This is a genomic window from Bifidobacterium sp. UBA4282 (assembly GCF_002394995.1).
Classification (GTDB): Bacteria; Actinomycetota; Actinomycetes; order Actinomycetales; family Bifidobacteriaceae; genus Bifidobacterium; species Bifidobacterium pullorum_B.
The window spans coordinates 30,065-47,016 of the sequence record NZ_DGVO01000026.1 but is presented as its reverse complement, the minus strand read 5'-3'; the positions used below and the strand labels follow the sequence as shown (position 1 = coordinate 47,016).

Below are 16,952 nucleotides of genomic sequence, written 5' to 3'. Positions count from 1 at the left end.
AGGCGCGCTACCAAACTGCGCTACAGCCCGTTGCGTCGGTTCCGGTCGTCACCGGTCACGACACAATGAATCAGTATATCGCACCCGCAGACCTTGCCGACTGCGCAACACACAACACGGGTGGTAGCCCACTCTGAGAAGCGGACCGCCACCCGTCTGCGACCAAGACGGCATAAGTCCTAAAACTTGCGTTCCACTTCCGGTTTCCGGTCGCTCATCAGCAGCAGGAAGCTGCGCGATTGCGCGGTGATGGCGAATCCGGCCTCGTAGTTGAGTTCCGGCCCGTCGGGGTTGTGCGTGTCGACCACCAGCTTCCACTTCTTGCCGTAGCGTTCGTCCGGCAGCGTGAACTGGATCGGCTCGTAGTGGGCGTTGAAGATCAGGATGAAGTCGTTGTCCACCATCTGGTTACCGTACCAGTCCACCTCCGGGATATCCGAACCATTGAGGTAGATCATCACCGAGAACGCGTGCGTGTTCTGCCAGTCGGCCATATCCATGATCGAACCGGTATGGTCGAACCATTCGGCCTGCGGGATCTTGTCCACCGGGTCGCCCGGCACGCGGCCGGAGAAGAATCGGCGCCGGTGCAGCACCGGATGGTTGAGGCGCAGGTGGATCATCTTGGAGACGAACGCCAGCATCTCCTGCTGCGAATCGTCGAGGTCCCAATTCGTCCACGAGATCTCGTTGTCCTGACAGTACGCGTTGTTGTTGCCGCCCTGCGTGCGCATGACCTCGTCGCCGCCGCAGATCATCGGGATGCCTTGGCTGACGAGCAGCGTGGCGAACATGTTGCGCATCTGCCGCTGGCGCAGTTCGTTGACGTCACGGATGTTGGTCGGCCCTTCCACACCGCAGTTCCAGGAACGGTTGTTGCTTTCGCCGTCGCGGTTGCCTTCGCCGTTCGCCTCGTTGTGCTTGTTGTTGTAGCTGACCAGGTCGTTCATCGTGAAGCCGTCGTGCGCGGTGATGAAGTTCACCGAGGCGACCGGTCGGCGCCCGTTCATCTGGTACAGGTCCGAGCTGCCCATCAGACGGCTGGCGAACTCCGGCAGCGTGGACGGCTGCGAGCGCCAGAAGTCGCGCACGCAGTCGCGGTACCGGCCGTTCCATTCCGACCAGCTGGAGGGGAAGCCGCCGACCTGGTAGCCGCCGGAGCCGATATCCCACGGTTCGGCGATGAGCTTGACCTGGGAGATGACCGGATCCTGTTCGACGATGTCGAAGAAGGCGGAGAGCTTGTCCACGTCATGGAACTGGCGGGCCAGGGTGGCCGCCAGATCGAAGCGGAAGCCGTCGACGTGCATCTCGGTGACCCAGTAGCGCAGGCTGTCGGTGATGACCTGCAGCGCGCGCGGCGAGCGCATCAGCAGGGAGTTGCCGGTGCCGGTGGTGTCGAAGTAGTGCTGCGGGTCGCCGTCGACGAGCCGGTAGTAGGCCTGGTTATCGATGCCCTTGAAGCTCAGCGTGGGGCCGCGGTCGTTGCCTTCGGCGGTGTGGTTGTACACCACGTCGAGGATGACCTCCATGCCGGCGTTATGGTAGGCCTTGACCATCGATTTGAACTCGTTGACCTGTTCGCCGCGCTGTCCGGAGCTGGAGTAGGCGTTGTGCGGGGCGAAGAAGCCGATGGTGTTGTATCCCCAGTAGTTGCTCAGCCCCTTCTCCTGCAGGAAGGTGTCGTTGACGTACTGGTGGATCGGCATCAACTCGATGGTGGTGACGCCCAGCTTCTTCAGGTATTCGATCACCGTCGGGTAGGCCAGACCGGCGTAGGTGCCGCGGATGTCCGGGGGCACGTCCAGGTTGAGATTGGTCATGCCGCGCACATGCGCCTCGTAGATGACCGAATCATGGTAGGGGATGTTCGGATGCCGGTCGGCGCCCCAGTCGAAGTAGGGGTTGACCACCACCGATTTCATCGTGTGCCCGGCCGAGTCCAACGTGTTCATCGCCGAATTGTCGTTCGGGCTTTTGAACCAGTAGGAGAACAGGCTTTCATCGCTGTCGATGTTGCCTTCGATGGCGTAGGCGTAGGGGTCGAGCAGTAGCTTGTTCGGGTTGCAGCGCAGTCCCCGGTTCGGGTCGTAGGGGCCGTAGACACGGTACCCATACCGCTGACCGGGTTGGATGCCCGGCAGATAGTTATGCCAGACATACGAGTTCTGCTCGGTCATCTCGATGCGGGTTTCGCGGTCCTGATCATCGAACAGGCACAGCTCAACCTTGTCGGCGACTTGCGAGTAGATGGAGAAATTCACGCCGGCCCCGTCGTAATGGGCGCCGAGCGGATACATCGAACCTGGTCTGATCTGCATAGTTCCAGTATCGCATGTGATATCCGTCACGACACGGTGTTCTGTCTAACCGGTTCGATATCCGCACGAACGGGGGTCGTTCGGATCACGCGATTGTCCGTATCGATCACGCCGTTCGTCGGGACAGGCGGCGGATCGCCTCGTGCTGGATGGCGATCATCGAGTTGGATGAGGTGACCCCGGCATGGATCAGCTCGTCCCAGGTCACCCAGGCGGACCATACGTGTTCGTCGGCGTCCAGGTGACGTGGCACGGTGTGCCAGTGGTCCAGATGCAGCACCATGATGTGCGCCAGCTCGTCGGACATGCCCTCCGAGGAATAGAAGGCACCAGCATGGTCCACGTGCACGGCGTCGGCATCATCCGGAACCACGCCGGTCTCCTCGCGCAGTTCGCGCAGGGCGGCGGTCATCACCTCCTCGCCGGCGTCCATCAGACCGGCCGGCAAGCCGTACGCGAACAGGTCGGAACCCGCCCGGTACTCGCGTTCCATCAGGTACCGGTCGTTCGCCGTGTCGTGCACGAGCATGACCACGCACGGCGCGTGGCGCATGACCTGGCGTCGGACCACGATGTCGCCGCCGTCCCGGGCGTGCAGGGCCAGACGCATGTCCTCCACCGAGAACACCGCACCCTGGTACACCATGTCGCGTTCCAGCACGGTGACCGGCCGGCTCATGTCGATGATGTCGCCGTTCTGCTCCATGTCACACCCCCGCACCGTTCACCTGATCGACAACGTCCACGGATCCGTGTTCATCCGGTTCCAGTACACCTGCGGCCGCTCCCCCGTGGCCCGCTCCACGGCCTGCGGCACATCCTCCAGCGCGTAGTGGAACCACAGCGATTCGATGGCGCTGTGGGGCGTGTTGATCAGCAGCGGTCGGATGGCCGCATCCCCGCTGCCCAGTCCGATGCCGCGGCCACGCATCGCGGCCTCGTAGCGTGCCTGTTCGATGGCGTCCGTGGCCGGGTGATGCCGCAGGTCGCTGGTCACATACACGTCGACGCCGGCGGCGCGCACCTCGTCGAACAGCGAATCCCCCGACCCCGGCAGCACCGCCACGGTGCGCACCGTCGCATCCAGCGGCCCGCACACCTGCACGCCCAGTTCGGTATGCGGCAGCACATCCGCCACGCGTCGGGCGAACGCCTCCAACGTCATCGGCTCCGGCAGGGATCCGACGCGTCCCAATCCCACCGGATGCGCGGCCGTCGGGTCGTCGATGGGCACCAGCGGCCGCTGGTCGACGAGTCCGAACAGATCGGCGGCAGCCATGCCGGTGCCGCGGTATGCGGCGTCGGCGTTGGTATGGCCCACCCACAGCGCGCACCCCGCCTGGCTGAGCCTGCGGACGATGTCGCCGTGCACGCCCAGACCCGACACCTCATGCACCGAGCGGAACAGCAGCGGATGATGACAGACCAGCAGGTCGGTTTCCCGTTCGACGGCCTGACGCACGACCTCCATGGTGGGATCCGCCGCGAACTCGATGCGCCGCACCGGGGCGGACAGGTCCCCCACGATCAATCCGGGATGGTCCCACGATTCGGCATATCGCAGCGGATACAACGTCTCCAGAACATCCACCACCTGCTTGAGCACCGGCATAGTGCTGACTCCTTCCGTTCCCTTGACGTCCGTCAGTGCGCGGCCAGCTGCCAATCGGCGCCCAGGCCGGTCGACACGTCCAGCGGCACCGCAATCTCGACGGCGTGTTCCATGGCGTCCTTGACCAATGAGGTGACCTGTTCGCTCTCGCCGGGAGCGACCTCCACCACGAGTTCGTCATGGATCTGCATGATGATGCGGCTGTGCACGCCGGCGTCCTGCAGCGCCTGCTCGGCACGGATCATGGCGATCTTCATGATGTCCGCCGCCGAGCCCTGGATGGGCGCGTTCAGCGCGGCGCGTTCGGCGGCGTCGCGCGCGGCGCGGTTGGAGGATTTCAGGGCCGGGAAATACCGGCGCCGGCCGAACATCGTTTCGGTGTATCCATTGACCCGAGCCCCGGACACCAATGACTCAAGATAGTCGTGGACCTTGCCGAACGTAGCGAAGTACTGGTCCTTCAGCACGTCAGCGGCGGCCGGGGAGATCTTGAGCTGCTGGGCCAGGCCGTAGGTGCTCAGCCCGTAGGCCAGGCCGTAGCTCATCGCCTTGACGTGGCTGCGCTGGTCCGGGGTGATCTGGTCAATCGGGATCCGGTAGACCAGGCTGGCCACGTACTTGTGGAAGTCGGTGCCGGACCGGAACGCCTCGATCAGGGCCTCGTCGCCGGACAGGTGCGCCATGATGCGCAGCTCGACCTGGGAATAGTCAGCGCTGAGCAGCGCCTCATACCCTTCGCCGGGAACGAAGGCGGAACGGATCTCACGTCCGGCGGCGTTCCTGTTGGGGATGTTCTGCAGGTTGGGGTCCACGGAACTCAGCCGCCCTGTAGCAGCCACCGTCTGCTCGTAGGTCGTGTGGATGCGGCCGTCCTGCTGGTTGGTGGCCTCGATCAGGGTCTGGACGATCTGCTTGAGCTTGTTCGTCTCCCGGTGGCGCAGCAGCGCGCCGAGGAATCCGTTGGCGCGTTCGTTGTTCACCGATTTGACGTACAGATCCTGCAATGCGGCCGCGCTGGTGGTGTACGACCCCGACTTGGTGCGCTTGGTGGGCTTGAGTCCCATGTCCTCGAAGAGCACCGCCTGCAGCTGCTTCGGGCTTTGCAGGTTGACCCGCGTGCCGGCATGCTCCCAGGCGATCTCCTGCGCCTGCCGCGCCTCCGAAGCGAACTGGTCCCGCATGTCGGTCAGCCGCTGGATGTCCACCTGCGCGCCCGCGGCCTCCATGCGTTGCAATACGCGGGATGTCGGCAATTCGATGGCATGCAGCAGCGAGAACTGCCGGCGTTCGTCGATGCGCGACGCCAACGCGTCCGCCAGGGCGCGGACGATGGCCGCGTGCATGACGGCGCCGTGTTCGCGCGCCTGTTCCTCGGGCTGTTCCGATTCGCCGAAGTCCAGCTGCCCCTGCGTGGCCTCCTGTTCCTGTTCGAAGTGCAGATCCAGGAAATGGCCGGCGGCCTGTTCCAGCGTCTCGGCATGGAAGTCCGGGTGCACCAGATAGCCTGCCAGCTTGGTGTCGAACAACGGGGTCTCTACGGCGATTCCCGCCGCCGAGAGCATGTGCAGGTGCTCCTTGAACCCGTGCAGGACCATGGTGTCATGATGCCGTTCGATCAGGTCGCGGACCGCCTCCGCAGTCCGGGGATCCATTGGCGCCTCGATGACCGCGGCCTGGCCGCCGCCAAGCATGACCAACGCGGTCAGCGCCACATCGCCCGGCTTGGACCGTCCCTCCGCATGCAGCACCCACGAACGGCCGATATCGTCGCGGATGCCGCGGTCAGGCTCGGCGTCGGCGACGTCCGTCGGCGCTTCGGGCGCCGGCAGATTCCGCTCGCCCCATTCAAGCAGCTGTTCGGCGTCGTCGATCAGGGTGACGTCGGGCATGTCCAGTCCGGCGGATGCCGTTTCGTCAGACGACGGGGCGTCACCGTTCAGCTGCGGACGCTCCCCGCCGTTGAATGTCTTCAGGACACGGCTTTTGGTACGCACGCCGAACTCCAGGCGGGTGAACAGCGCGCTGACCTCGTCAACATCCAGCGTGCCGAAGGTCAGGTCGTCCACGGTGATGCCCAGATCGACGTCGCGGACCAATGCGTTGACCTTGCGGTTGAGCTTGACCTGTTCGAGGTTCTCGCGCAGCGCCTCGCCCTTCTTGCCGCCGATCTCGTCGGCGTGTTCGATGATCTGGTCGAGCCCGCCGAACTGGTTGATCCATTTGGCGGCGAATCCGTCACCCACACCAGGCACGCCGGGGATGTTGTCCGCGGTCTCGCCGCGCAATGCGGCCAGATCGGGGTATTGCGCAGGCGTCACACGATACTTCTCCTCGACAGCCTGCGGTGTCATGTGCTTGAGGTCCTTGAAGTGGTGGCCGGGGTACAGCACGGTGATGTGCTCGTCGACCAGTTGGAAGGCGTCACGGTCGCCGGAGAGCACCAGCGTGCGGTATCCGGCGCGCTCCCCCATGGTGGCCAAGGTGCCGATGACGTCATCGCCCTCGTAGCCGGGTTTCTCGATGTAGGTGACGCCCAGGGCCTTGAGCATCTGCTGGATCAGCGGCAACTGGCTGAGCAGTTCCTCGGGCGCGGCCTCGCGCGTCCCCTTGTACTGCGGCAGCAGGTCGTTGCGGAACGTGCCGCCCTTGACGTCGAACGCCACGGCGAGGTGGTCGGGCCTCTCCGATTCGATGACCTGCGAGAGCATGGTGGCGAAGCCCCAGACCGCGTTCGTCGGCTGTCCGGCGGACGTGCTGAAGTTCTCGACAGGTAAGGCAAAAAAAGCGCGGAACGCCAGGGAATGGCCGTCTACGACCAGCAGCGTTCCGCGATAGGTACGTTCATCCATCGGTTCGCAATCAGCGCTCATCACCGAGTTCCGGCTTGGCATCGCCGTACTTGGCGATGATGGCCAGGGCCAGGCGCTTCTTCGGGATGCGCTGATCCATGGAGGTCTTCTGGATCCAGCGGAAGGCGCCCTGCTCGGAGAAGTCGGCCTTGTCCATCAGCAGGCCCTTGGCGCGGTCGACCAGCTTGCGCTCCTCCAGGGTCTCCTCGGTCTTCTTGAGCTTCTCCTCGGCCTTCCTCAGCTGTTCCTCGGTCTCGCGCAGCTTGTTCTCGCTGCGTTCCACGTTATCCAGCAGGTCGTTGATCTCGGCGAAACGACCCATGGCCACTTCCAGCGCCGGCATCAGCTTGGATTCCTCATAGGGCTTGGTCACATACGCCATGGCGCCGGCGCCGGTGGCCTTCTTGACCAGATCGGACTGGGAGAACGCGGTGAGCATAACCACAGGAGCGATGTTCTCGTCGCAGATGATGCCGGCGGCGGCGATGCCGTCCATACGCGGCATCTTGACGTCCATGCACACCACATCGGGGCGGTACTTGCGGGTGAGCTCAACCGCCTCCTCGCCGTTGGCGGCCTCACCGACCACCTCATAGCCATTATCCTCAAGCATGGCCACCAGATCCATGCGATTGACGGACTCGTCCTCCGCCACCACAACGGTGCGCTTACGGGGGGCCTCATTCTCCCGGGACTTGGCTACAGCTTCAATATCCCCCTCGGCCGCGGCCTTGATCTCCTCGTCGGTGAGCACGACCCCGTTCATCTCATCCTCGGATTCCGTGGTCTTCTTCCTTGCAGCCATGCCGACCTCTTTCCATTCGATATCGTCGGGGTCGGGCGAAGATACCCGACCTCGGGTATTTCATACAGCGAAGCAATACCGTGCCCCCGGTGGGACTCGAACCCACACTGCGCAGATTTTGAGGCTGCTTCCTCTACCAATTGGGATACAGGGGCATATATCAACCTACGGAAATATACCACATCGGCCCGATATTGCCAACCGGCGCGCCGACGTGTCCTCCCGATACGGCAACCCGTACAATGATCGGGGCCTCCATGGCGGAGGCCCCGATCGTTTGGAGGGATGTCAACGCCGTCTATGCGGCGTCACGCTCACTCGTTGGCACCGACGGTGTGCACGTAGATGGTGTCGGTGCTGCCGGCCTTGTGCTCGCCCTGCGCGGAGCTCAGGACCACGATCTTGTCGCCATCGGCCACCTTGCCGGCACCCTTGAGCACCGAATCGGTGAAGACCATGAGTTCCTTGCGGGACTTGTCGTGGTAGTCCTCGTCGAGCAGGAACGCCTCGGTGCCCCAGCTCAGAGCCAGCCAGTGGTAGGTGTGCTCGTTGTTGGTCAGGCCGTAGATCGGGGTGGCCGGGCGCTCGCGGGAGACGCGGTGTACGGTGGAACCGGTCTGCGTGTAGGCCACAATGGCCTTGGCGTTGAGCTTGTCGGCCAGATCCACCGCGGCGGACGACACGGCACCGGTGGAGGACATGTCGAGGTTCTTCAGCTGCGGGATGCGGTCGTAGCCGTGCTCGGTGGCATAGCCGGAGATGCGGCTCATCGTGTCCACGGTGACGGCCGGGTACTTGCCGACGGCGGTCTCGTTGGAGGTCATCGTGGCGTCGGCGCCATCCAGGATGGCGTTGGCGCAGTCGGAGGCCTCGGCGCGGGTCGGGACCGGGGAGTTGACCATGGAACCCAGCACCTCGGTGGCGACGATCACCGGCTTGGCGTACTGGCGGGCCAGCTCGATGCAGCGCTTGGTGGCCAGCGGGACCTCCTCGAGCGGGCACTCGACGGCCATATCGCCACGGGCGACCATGATGCCGTCGAAGGCCTTGACGATATCCTCAAGGTTCTCCAGGGCCTGCGGCTTCTCGATCTTGGCCACAACCGGGATGCGGCGGCCTTCCTCGTCCATGATCTCATGGGCGCGATCGATGTCGGAGGCGAAGCGGACGAAGGACATGGCGATGATGTCGGCGCCGGTCTGGATGGCCCAGCGCAGATCCTCCTCGTCCTTCTCGGTCAGTGCGGGCAGGGACACGGCCACGCCCGGCAGGTTGATGCCCTTGTGCGAGGAGACGGGGCCGGCCACGATGACCTTGGTGTGCACGTTGTTGCCCTCGACCTTGGTGACTTCCAGACGGACCTTGCCGTCGTCGATCAGGATCGGGTCGCCGGCGTGGCAATCACCCGGCAGGCCCTTGAACGTGGTGGAGGTGATGTGCTCGTCACCCTCGATGTCGTCGGTGGTGATGATGAACTCCTGGCCCTCGGTCAGCTGGACCTTGTCCTCGCCCTCGGCGTTCTTCTTGAACCAGCCGCAACGAATCTTCGGGCCCTGCAGGTCGACCAGAACCGCCACGTTGCGGCCCGCGGTCTTGGAAGCCTCACGCACGTTGTTGTACACGCGCAGGTGATCCTCAGGGGTGCCGTGGGAGCGGTTCAGACGGGCGACGTCCATACCCGCTTCGACGAGCTTGGTGAGGTTCTCGAGCGATTCGGTGGCGGGACCGATGGTATCTACGATCTTGGCTTTACGCATATGGCTGCCTATCCTTCTTGACGTGTGGGGGTCTAACGACCCAGTTGCCACACGACAGTTTACTAGGAAAACCTGAACGGAGCCACTTTTCCGCACGGTGTGTTTGTTAGCGCTCACATTCCGGTGGGCGCAATCGCGGATACATCCTGCCCGCGGGGTACGCCACCCGCGGGCAAGGCATCCGGGATCGGCCCCACCGGAACGTCAGCGCTTGGCCTCGGTGATCTGCCTCAGTTCCTTCTTCAGGTCACGGATCTCGTCGCGAAGCCGGGCCGCCAGCTCGAACTGGAGCTGTTCGGCCGCCGTATGCATCTGCTCGCTCAGCTGGCGGATCAGGTCGGCCAGATCCTGGGCCGGCAGCCCCGCCTTGAGCAGCTCCTCATGGCGGCGTTGCGCCTCCTGCCGGTCGGCCGCGGGCGGCACGCCCAGATGGCTGTTCCCCGCCTTGCCGGCGTTGCGGTACCCGCCGGCCAACAGCGTCTGCGTGTCGACGTCCTCCTTGGCCAGCATGTCGTTGACGTCGCTGATCTTCTTGATCAGCGGCTTGGGGTCGATGCCGTGCTCCTTGTTATAGGCGATCTGCCGGTCACGGCGGCGGTTGGTCTCGTCGATGGCCTTGTGCATGGCCTCGGTGATCTCGTCGGCGTACATGATCACCGTGCCGGACACGTTGCGCGCCGCGCGGCCGATCGTCTGAATCAGCGAACGGTACGAACGCAGGAACCCTTCCTTGTCGGCGTCGAGGATCGCCACCAGCGAGACCTCCGGCAGATCCAGGCCCTCCCGCAGCAGGTTGATGCCGACGATGACGTCGATCTTGCCCTCGCGCAGTTCGCGCAGCAGTTCGACACGCCGCAGCGTGTCGACGTCGGAGTGCAGGTACTCCACCTTGATGCCGCGCTCGAGCAGATAATCGGTCAGGTCCTCGGCCATCTTCTTGGTCAGCGTGGTCACCAGCGTGCGTTCGCCGCGCGCCACGCGATCCTTGATCTCGGCCAGCAGGTCGTCGATCTGCCCTTCCACCGGCCGCACCTCGATCTTGGGATCGACCAGGCCGGTCGGGCGGATGATCTGTTCGACCACGCCGTCGGACAACCCCAGCTCGTAATCGCCCGGCGTGGCGGACAGGTACACGGTCTGGCCGACGCGGTCCAGGAACTCCGGCCACTTGAGCGGCCTGTTGTCCATGGCGCTGGGCAGACGGAACCCGTGTTCGACCAGCGTGCGCTTGCGGCTGGCGTGACCCTCGTACATCGCGCCGATCTGCGGCACCGTGACATGCGATTCGTCGATGACCAGCAGGAAATCGTCCGGGAAGAAATCCAGCAGGGTGTGCGGCGGGGTGCCCGGGGCACGTCCGTCGAAATGACGCGAGTAGTTCTCCACGCCCGAACAGCTACCGACCTGGGCGAGCATCTCCAGGTCGTAGTTCGTGCGCATCGTCAGGCGCTGCGCCTCCAGCTCCTTGTTCTGCTTGCGCAGCTCGGCCACGCGCTCGTCCAGCTCCTCGCGTATGGTCCGCAGCGCGCGCTCCATACGTTCGGGACCGGCCACATAGTGCGAGGCCGGGAAGATATGCGTCTCGGCCACGTGGTCGATGACGTCGCCGGTCAGCGGATGCAGCGTGGAGATGCGGTCGATCTCGTCGCCGAAGAANNGTTCACGCCCACGAGCACGTCGAAGAGCCCGTTCTTGAAGTCCTCGATGATCTCCACGCGCTCGGAGGTATCCACGTCGGAGTGGATGTAGCGCACGCGGATGCCGATGCGGCGCAGGTATTCGTCCAGCTCCTCGGCCATCCGCTTGGTCAGCGTGGTCACGAGCGTGCGCTCGTCGGCCTCCGCCCGCTTGCGGATCTCCTCCACGAGGTCGTCCACCTGGTTCTTGGTGGGACGCACCTCGACGGGCGGATCCAGCAGGCCGGTCGGCCGGACCACCTGCTCCACCACCAGGCCCTCGGACTTCTCCAGCTCATAGTCGGCCGGGGTGGCGCTCACATAGACTTTCTGGCCCGTCAGGGCCTCGAATTCCTCGAACTTGAGGGGCCGGTTGTCGGCCGCCGCCGGGAGGCGGAAGCCGTATTCGATCAGCACGGACTTGCGGCTGTGGTCGCCGCCGTACATGGCATGCACCTGCGGGAGCGTGACATGGCTCTCGTCCACGAAGGTGATGAAGTCCCTGGGGAAATAGTCGATCAGGCAGAAGGGGCGCTGCCCCTCCTTGCGGCCGTCGAAGTAGCGGGAGTAGTTCTCGATGCCCGGGCAGTAGCCCATCTCCTTGATCATCTCCAGGTCATACTCGACGCGCTGCTTGAGCCGCTTGGCCTCCAGGCCCTTGTCCACGCTCTCGAAATACTCCATCTGCCGGACCAGGTCGTCCTGGATGTGGGACACGGCGGCGATGCTCCGCTCCTTGGTGGTCACAAAGTTGCCGGCCGGGTAGATGTTGATCTGCTCGATGTCCTCGCGCTTGGCCCCGGTCACGGGATCGATGAGGCTCAGGGCCTCCACCTCGTCGCCGAAGAACTCGATGCGCACGGCCAGCTCCTCGTACACCGGGATGATCTCCACCGTGTCGCCGCGCACGCGGAACGTGCCGCGGGTGAACGCGATGTCGTTGCGTTTGTACTGCATATCCACGAACTTGCGCAGCAGCTGGTCGCGGTCGATCTGCTGCCCCTCCTTGAGGAACAGCATGCGCCCGGCGTATTCCTCGGGCGTGCCCAGGCCGTAGATGCAAGAGACCGTGGCCACCACCACGCAGTCGCGCCGGGTCAGCAGGTTGGCGGTGGCGGCGTGACGCAGACGCTCCACGTCGTCGTTGATGTTCGAATCCTTCTCGATATAGGTGTCGGTTTGCGGGATGTACGCCTCGGGCTGGTAGTAGTCGTAGTAGGAGACGAAGTAGCTGACCGCGTTGTCCGGCATCAGCTCGCGGAATTCGGCGCACAGCTGCGCGGCCAGCGTCTTGTTCGGCTCGATGATCAGCGTGGGACGCTGCAGACGCTCGATCAACCAGGCCGTGGTGGCCGTCTTGCCGGTGCCGGTGGCGCCCATGAGCACCACATCGTTCTCGCCGTTCTCGATGCGCGTGGCCAGTTCCTCGATGGCCTGCGGCTGGTCGCCCGACGGCTTATACGGCGACTTGACGACGAACGGCTTGTCGATACGTTCGATATTGAACCCCATATCAGGCCTCCTGTTCCACCGCGCGACGGGACGTGTTCCCGCATTCGGACCGCCATTGTTCCACCAGCATATCAACAGCATCGAACATCTGTTCGAATGACTGCTCGGAGTCGATGACGGCGTCGGCGATCGCCTCACGTTGCGCACGGCTCGACTGGTGGCGGATCCGGTCCTCGGCCTGCCGGCGCGTCATGCCGCGGGCCGTCATCATTCGGTCGATGCGCGTGCGCTCGGACGCCTCCACCGTCACGATGTGGTCGAACCGGAACGGCATCGTGTCGATGACCTCGGCCAGCAGCGGCACATCATGCACCACCAGCGCTACATCCGACGCACCGGCGTCACCACTCTCCCCCGCCGACAGTTGCCGTTCGAGGCGGGCGGCCTCCTCGTAGATCAGCGGATGCTCGATGGCGTCGAGACGTTCCCTAGCCCCGGGGGCCACATTCGCGCCGAACACATGCTCGGCCAGCCACGCCCGGTCAAGGGCGCCGTCCCGCCCCAGGGCCCGGACGCCGAACTCCTCGACGATTCGCCTCAGGCCCGCGCTGCCGGGGGCCACCACCACCCGCGCCAGCTCGTCGTAGTCGATCACCGGCACGCCCAGCGCACGCATCCTTGCGGCCACCGTGCTCTTGCCCGCCGCTATGCCTCCGGTCAGCCCCACGCGGATCAACCGTTCGTTCATCGTTCTCACCATGTACGCCATTGTGCCACGCCCGCCGCGGATGCGGACGGCAACGGAGCCGCGCACCCATGTGATATGCGGATAGCAGAACGGCCCCCGCCGTGGCGGGGGCCGTTCACCGGACTATCGGTTCCTCAGCGGATGAAAGCCCGATCAGTTGTTCTTGCCGAGCAGCTGGTCGCGCAGGGCGGCGAGCTGATCGGAGTCGGCCAGGGTGCCGGTGGAGGTGGACTCGGACGAGTAGTTCGAGGTCTCCTCGACGCGCTCCTGGCGCGGAGCCTGACCATCGGCGGCGGCGGACTCGGCCGCGTTCTCGATCTCCTTGGCCACGAACTCCTTGTGCTGCTCCCACAGGTCGTGGGCGGCCGCGTACTGGGACTCCCACTCCTCGCGCTGCTTCTCGAAGCCGGCGATCCACTCGTTGGTCTCCGGGTCGAAGCCTTCGGGGTACTTGTAGTTGCCCTGCTCGTCGTACTCGGCCGGCATACCGTACAGCGCCGGGTCGAAGTCCTCGGAGGCCGGGTCAACGGAGTCGTTGGCCTGCTTGAGCGACAGGGAGATGCGGCGGCGATCCAGGTCGACGTCGATGACCTTGACGAACACGATCTCGCCCGGCTTGACCACGGTCTCCGGGTTCTCGACGTGGCGGTTGGCCAGCTCGGAGATGTGCACCAGGCCCTCGATGCCGTCCTCGACGGAGATGAACACGCCGAACTGGACGATCTTGGTGACCTTGCCCTTGACGATCTGGCCGGGGACGTGGGTGCGGGCGAAGCGCTGCCACGGATCCTCCTGGGTGGCCTTGAGCGACAGGGAGATGCGCTCGCGGTCCAGATCGACGTCGAGCACCTCGACGGTGACCTTGTCGCCGACCTTGACGACCTCGGACGGGTGGTCGATGTGCTTCCAGGACAGCTCGGAGACGTGGATCAGGCCGTCAACACCGCCCAGATCGACGAACGCGCCGAAGTTGACGATGGAGGACACCACACCCTCACGGATCTGGCCCTTCTTGAGCTGCGAGAGGAAGGTCTCGCGGACCTCGGACTGGGTCTCCTCGAGGTACTGGCGACGGGACAGGACCACGTTGTTGCGGTTCTTGTCCAGCTCGAGGATCTTGGCCTTGATGGTCTGGCCGATGTACGGGCTCAGGTCACGCACACGACGCATCTCGACCAGGGAGGCCGGCAGGAAGCCACGCAGGCCGATGTCGACGATAAGGCCGCCCTTGACGGCTTCGATGACGGTGCCCTCGACAACGCCATCGGCTTCCTTGATCTTCTCGACATCGCCCCAGGCGCGCTCGTACTGGGCGCGCTTCTTGGACAGGATCAGACGGCCTTCCTTGTCCTCCTTGGTGACGACAAGGGCCTCAACGGTGTCGCCGACCTCGACGACCTCGTCCGGATCGACGTCCTTCTTGATGGAAAGCTCACGGGAGGGAATCACACCCTCGGTCTTGTAGCCGATGTCGAGCAGGACCTCGTCGTGATCGACCTTGACGACGGTACCCTCGACCAGATCACCATCATCGAAGTTCTTGATGGTGGAATCGACTGCCTTGATGAAGTCCTCTTCGGTGCCGATATCGTTGATTGCGACCTTGGTGACTTCAGTGTTGTTCTGTGCCATTAACTGTGGTTTCTGTAACTAGTGGGTGGATAATATCGTTCTTCAGTTATCTGCGGGCGCCTCACGGCACACACAAGGATTCAGGATACCGGGAACCATGCCCAAAACACGGGTTCCCGCGAAAACGACACGCCCGGAATATTCGATCGCGGGCCGTTCAGCGTGCCGCGCGTTCGGCCATGTCCACGACGTTGGCGAGCAGCATGGCCCGCGTCATCGGCCCCACGCCTCCGGGATTGGGGGTGTAGGCCGAGGCGAGCTCGTAGCAGGCGGGGTCCACGTCGCCCTTGATGCGGAAGCGTCCGGCCGTCTCGTCCCAGACGCGGGAGACGCCGACGTCCACGAGCACGGCGCCCGGTTTGACGCAGTCCGGGCGGACGAACCCGGCCGAGCCGACGGCCGCTATGATGACGTCGGCCTGACGCATCCGCTCCTCGATGTCCGGCGTGCCGGTATGGCACAGCGTCACCGTGGCGTTGACGTCGCGCCGGGTCAGCAGCAGCCCGATCGTACGTCCGATGGTGATGCCGCGCCCCAGCACGCACACGTGCTTGCCGTCCAGGCCGATGCCGTAGTGGTCGAGCAGGGCGAGCACCCCGCGGGGCGTGCAGGGCAGCGGGGTCGAGACCGCGCCGTTCACGTGCAGCACCAGTTCGCCGAGATTGTACGGGTGCATGCCGTCGGCGTCCTTGGCCGGGTCGATCATGCCGATGATGGCGTTCTCGTCCACGCCGGAGGGCAGCGGCAGCTGCACGATGAATCCGGTGCAGGCCGGGTCTTCGTTCAGATCCCTCACGGCGGCGGCGATATGCCCGAAGTCCGCCTCGGCCGGCAGGTCACGGCGAATCGACCGGATGCCGACCTCGGCGCAGTCCGCGTGCTTGCCCGCAACATACTTGAGCGAGCCGGGGTCCTCCCCCACCAGCAGGGTCCCCAGGCCGGGTTCGATCCCCCGCTCCCGCAACGCCGCCACGCGATCGCGCAGTTCGTCCTTCAGGGCGGCGGCCACCGCCTTGCCGTCGAGTTTGGTGGGCATGTGTACGCTCCTTGATCCGTTGAATCGTTGCTCTGCATCGTAGGCTATCGTGGAGTCAGGGCATAATCGTCGGCCCGGATGACGGGCAGTGCGGCATGGCAAGGAGCACATATGCAGGACGCAACATACCGGTGGAACAGGATCGCGGCCGTTCTCGCCGCATGCGGACTCATCGCCGCCATGGGAGCCTGCGGGCAGAACAAGCAATCCGCCGAACCCGTGGAGCCCCCCGCCGAACCGGCGGGTCCGATCACCGTGGTCGCCTCGGTCAACCAATGGGGTTCCCTGGCGGCGCAGATCGGCGGGGACGACGTCGCCGTGACCTCCATCGTGGACACCACCGCGGTGGACGCGCACGACTTCGAGCCGCAACCCGCCGACATGGCCGCCCTGCAGGATGCGCAGGTTGTGGTCAGCAACGGCGCCGGATACGACGCCTGGGCCACGAAGAGCATGGGGCCGCAGACGGCGAGCGTGTCCGCCGCGGAGACCGTCGGCGCCTCGGAGGGCGACAACCCGCACCTCTGGTTCTCCAAGGACGCGCGCAACGGCATGGCCACCGAGCTTGCCGATGCCTTCTCCCGGATCCTGCCGGACAAGAAGGACGACTTCCAAAAGCGCCTGGACCAGTGGCAGGAGCGGGAGCAGCAGCTGGAGGACTCGATGGACGCGTTCCGTCAGGCACACCCGGACGCCACCTACGCGGCCACGGAATCGGTGGCCTACTATCTGCTGAGCGATCTGGGCTTCGAGGATCTGACGCCTGAGGGATACGCGCAGGCTTCGGCCAACGAATCCGAGCCCGCCCCCGCCGATCTGCAGCAGTTCCAAGAGCTGGTCGAATCGCAGGGGGTCGATCTGCTGGTCAACAATGTGCAGCAGGGCGGTGACGCCGCCAATATGATCACCGGCACCGCCGGGCGCGCCAACGTTCCGGTGTTCGATGTCAGCGAGCAGATGCCCGAGGAATTCGACGATCCGACGGATTGGATCGCCTCGCTGGTCCAGACGATCAGCGGGCTGCTGCCCGCCGACGCCCCGTCCGATGCCGATGACGCCGATGA

Annotated in this window: 10 protein-coding genes, 1 tRNA gene and 2 pseudogenes; 1 reads left to right on the top strand and 12 read right to left on the bottom strand. The window is 64.7% G+C overall.

Annotated elements, in window-relative coordinates:
* Positions 1-179 precede the first annotated feature (179 nt).
* The 12 genes and pseudogenes from glgX to B4C31_RS03630 form a co-directional block, all read right to left on the bottom strand.
* Positions 180-2,321: a glycogen debranching protein GlgX gene (gene glgX, locus B4C31_RS03685; protein WP_291531376.1), complete on the bottom strand. Its 2,142-nt coding sequence runs from the start codon at positions 2,319-2,321 to the stop codon at positions 180-182.
* Positions 2,322-2,427: 106 nt separating this feature from the next.
* Positions 2,428-3,027, bottom strand: coding sequence for an NUDIX hydrolase (locus tag B4C31_RS03680; protein WP_291531375.1), 600 nt, complete (start codon positions 3,025-3,027; stop codon positions 2,428-2,430).
* A gap of 18 nt (positions 3,028-3,045) precedes the next feature.
* A complete protein-coding gene (locus B4C31_RS03675) occupies positions 3,046-3,933 on the bottom strand; it encodes a Nif3-like dinuclear metal center hexameric protein (protein WP_291531374.1) in 888 nt (295 codons plus the stop codon).
* A 32-nt stretch (positions 3,934-3,965) separates the two neighbouring features.
* Positions 3,966-6,782, bottom strand: coding sequence for a DNA polymerase I (gene polA, locus B4C31_RS03670; RefSeq protein ID WP_291531373.1), 2,817 nt, complete (start codon positions 6,780-6,782; stop codon positions 3,966-3,968).
* Between the two features lie 10 nt (positions 6,783-6,792).
* Entirely contained in the window at positions 6,793-7,587 is a 795-nt protein-coding gene (locus B4C31_RS03665) for an ANTAR domain-containing response regulator (protein WP_278801449.1), read from the bottom strand.
* Between the two features lie 81 nt (positions 7,588-7,668).
* Positions 7,669-7,742: transfer RNA gene (locus tag B4C31_RS03660), tRNA-Leu, on the bottom strand.
* A 159-nt stretch (positions 7,743-7,901) separates the two neighbouring features.
* On the bottom strand, positions 7,902-9,344 hold the full coding sequence (pyk, locus tag B4C31_RS03655; protein ID WP_033506201.1) for a pyruvate kinase: 1,443 nt from the start codon (positions 9,342-9,344) through the stop codon (positions 7,902-7,904).
* A 204-nt stretch (positions 9,345-9,548) separates the two neighbouring features.
* Positions 9,549-11,078, bottom strand: a pseudogene (locus B4C31_RS03650) (helicase-related protein); the annotation flags it as partial.
* A pseudogene (gene uvrB, locus B4C31_RS03645) lies at positions 11,063-12,532 on the bottom strand (excinuclease ABC subunit UvrB); the annotation flags it as partial. The pseudogenes uvrB and B4C31_RS03650, both read right to left, overlap by 16 nt.
* A gap of 1 nt (position 12,533) precedes the next feature.
* A complete protein-coding gene (coaE, locus tag B4C31_RS03640) occupies positions 12,534-13,232 on the bottom strand; it encodes a dephospho-CoA kinase (RefSeq protein ID WP_291531372.1) in 699 nt (232 codons plus the stop codon).
* Between the two features lie 141 nt (positions 13,233-13,373).
* Positions 13,374-14,852 carry a 30S ribosomal protein S1 gene (gene rpsA / locus B4C31_RS03635; RefSeq protein ID WP_033506196.1) on the bottom strand — a complete coding sequence of 493 codons (1,479 nt, stop codon included), beginning with the start codon at positions 14,850-14,852 and terminating at the stop codon, positions 13,374-13,376.
* Positions 14,853-15,009: 157 nt separating this feature from the next.
* On the bottom strand, positions 15,010-15,888 hold the full coding sequence (locus B4C31_RS03630) for a bifunctional methylenetetrahydrofolate dehydrogenase/methenyltetrahydrofolate cyclohydrolase (RefSeq protein WP_129237208.1): 879 nt from the start codon (positions 15,886-15,888) through the stop codon (positions 15,010-15,012).
* A 111-nt stretch (positions 15,889-15,999) separates the two neighbouring features.
* Here B4C31_RS03630 and B4C31_RS03625 point away from each other — a divergent pair.
* Positions 16,000-16,952, top strand: a 953-nt coding sequence (locus tag B4C31_RS03625; RefSeq protein WP_414631836.1) for a metal ABC transporter solute-binding protein, Zn/Mn family, incomplete at its 3' end; no start/stop codon positions are given.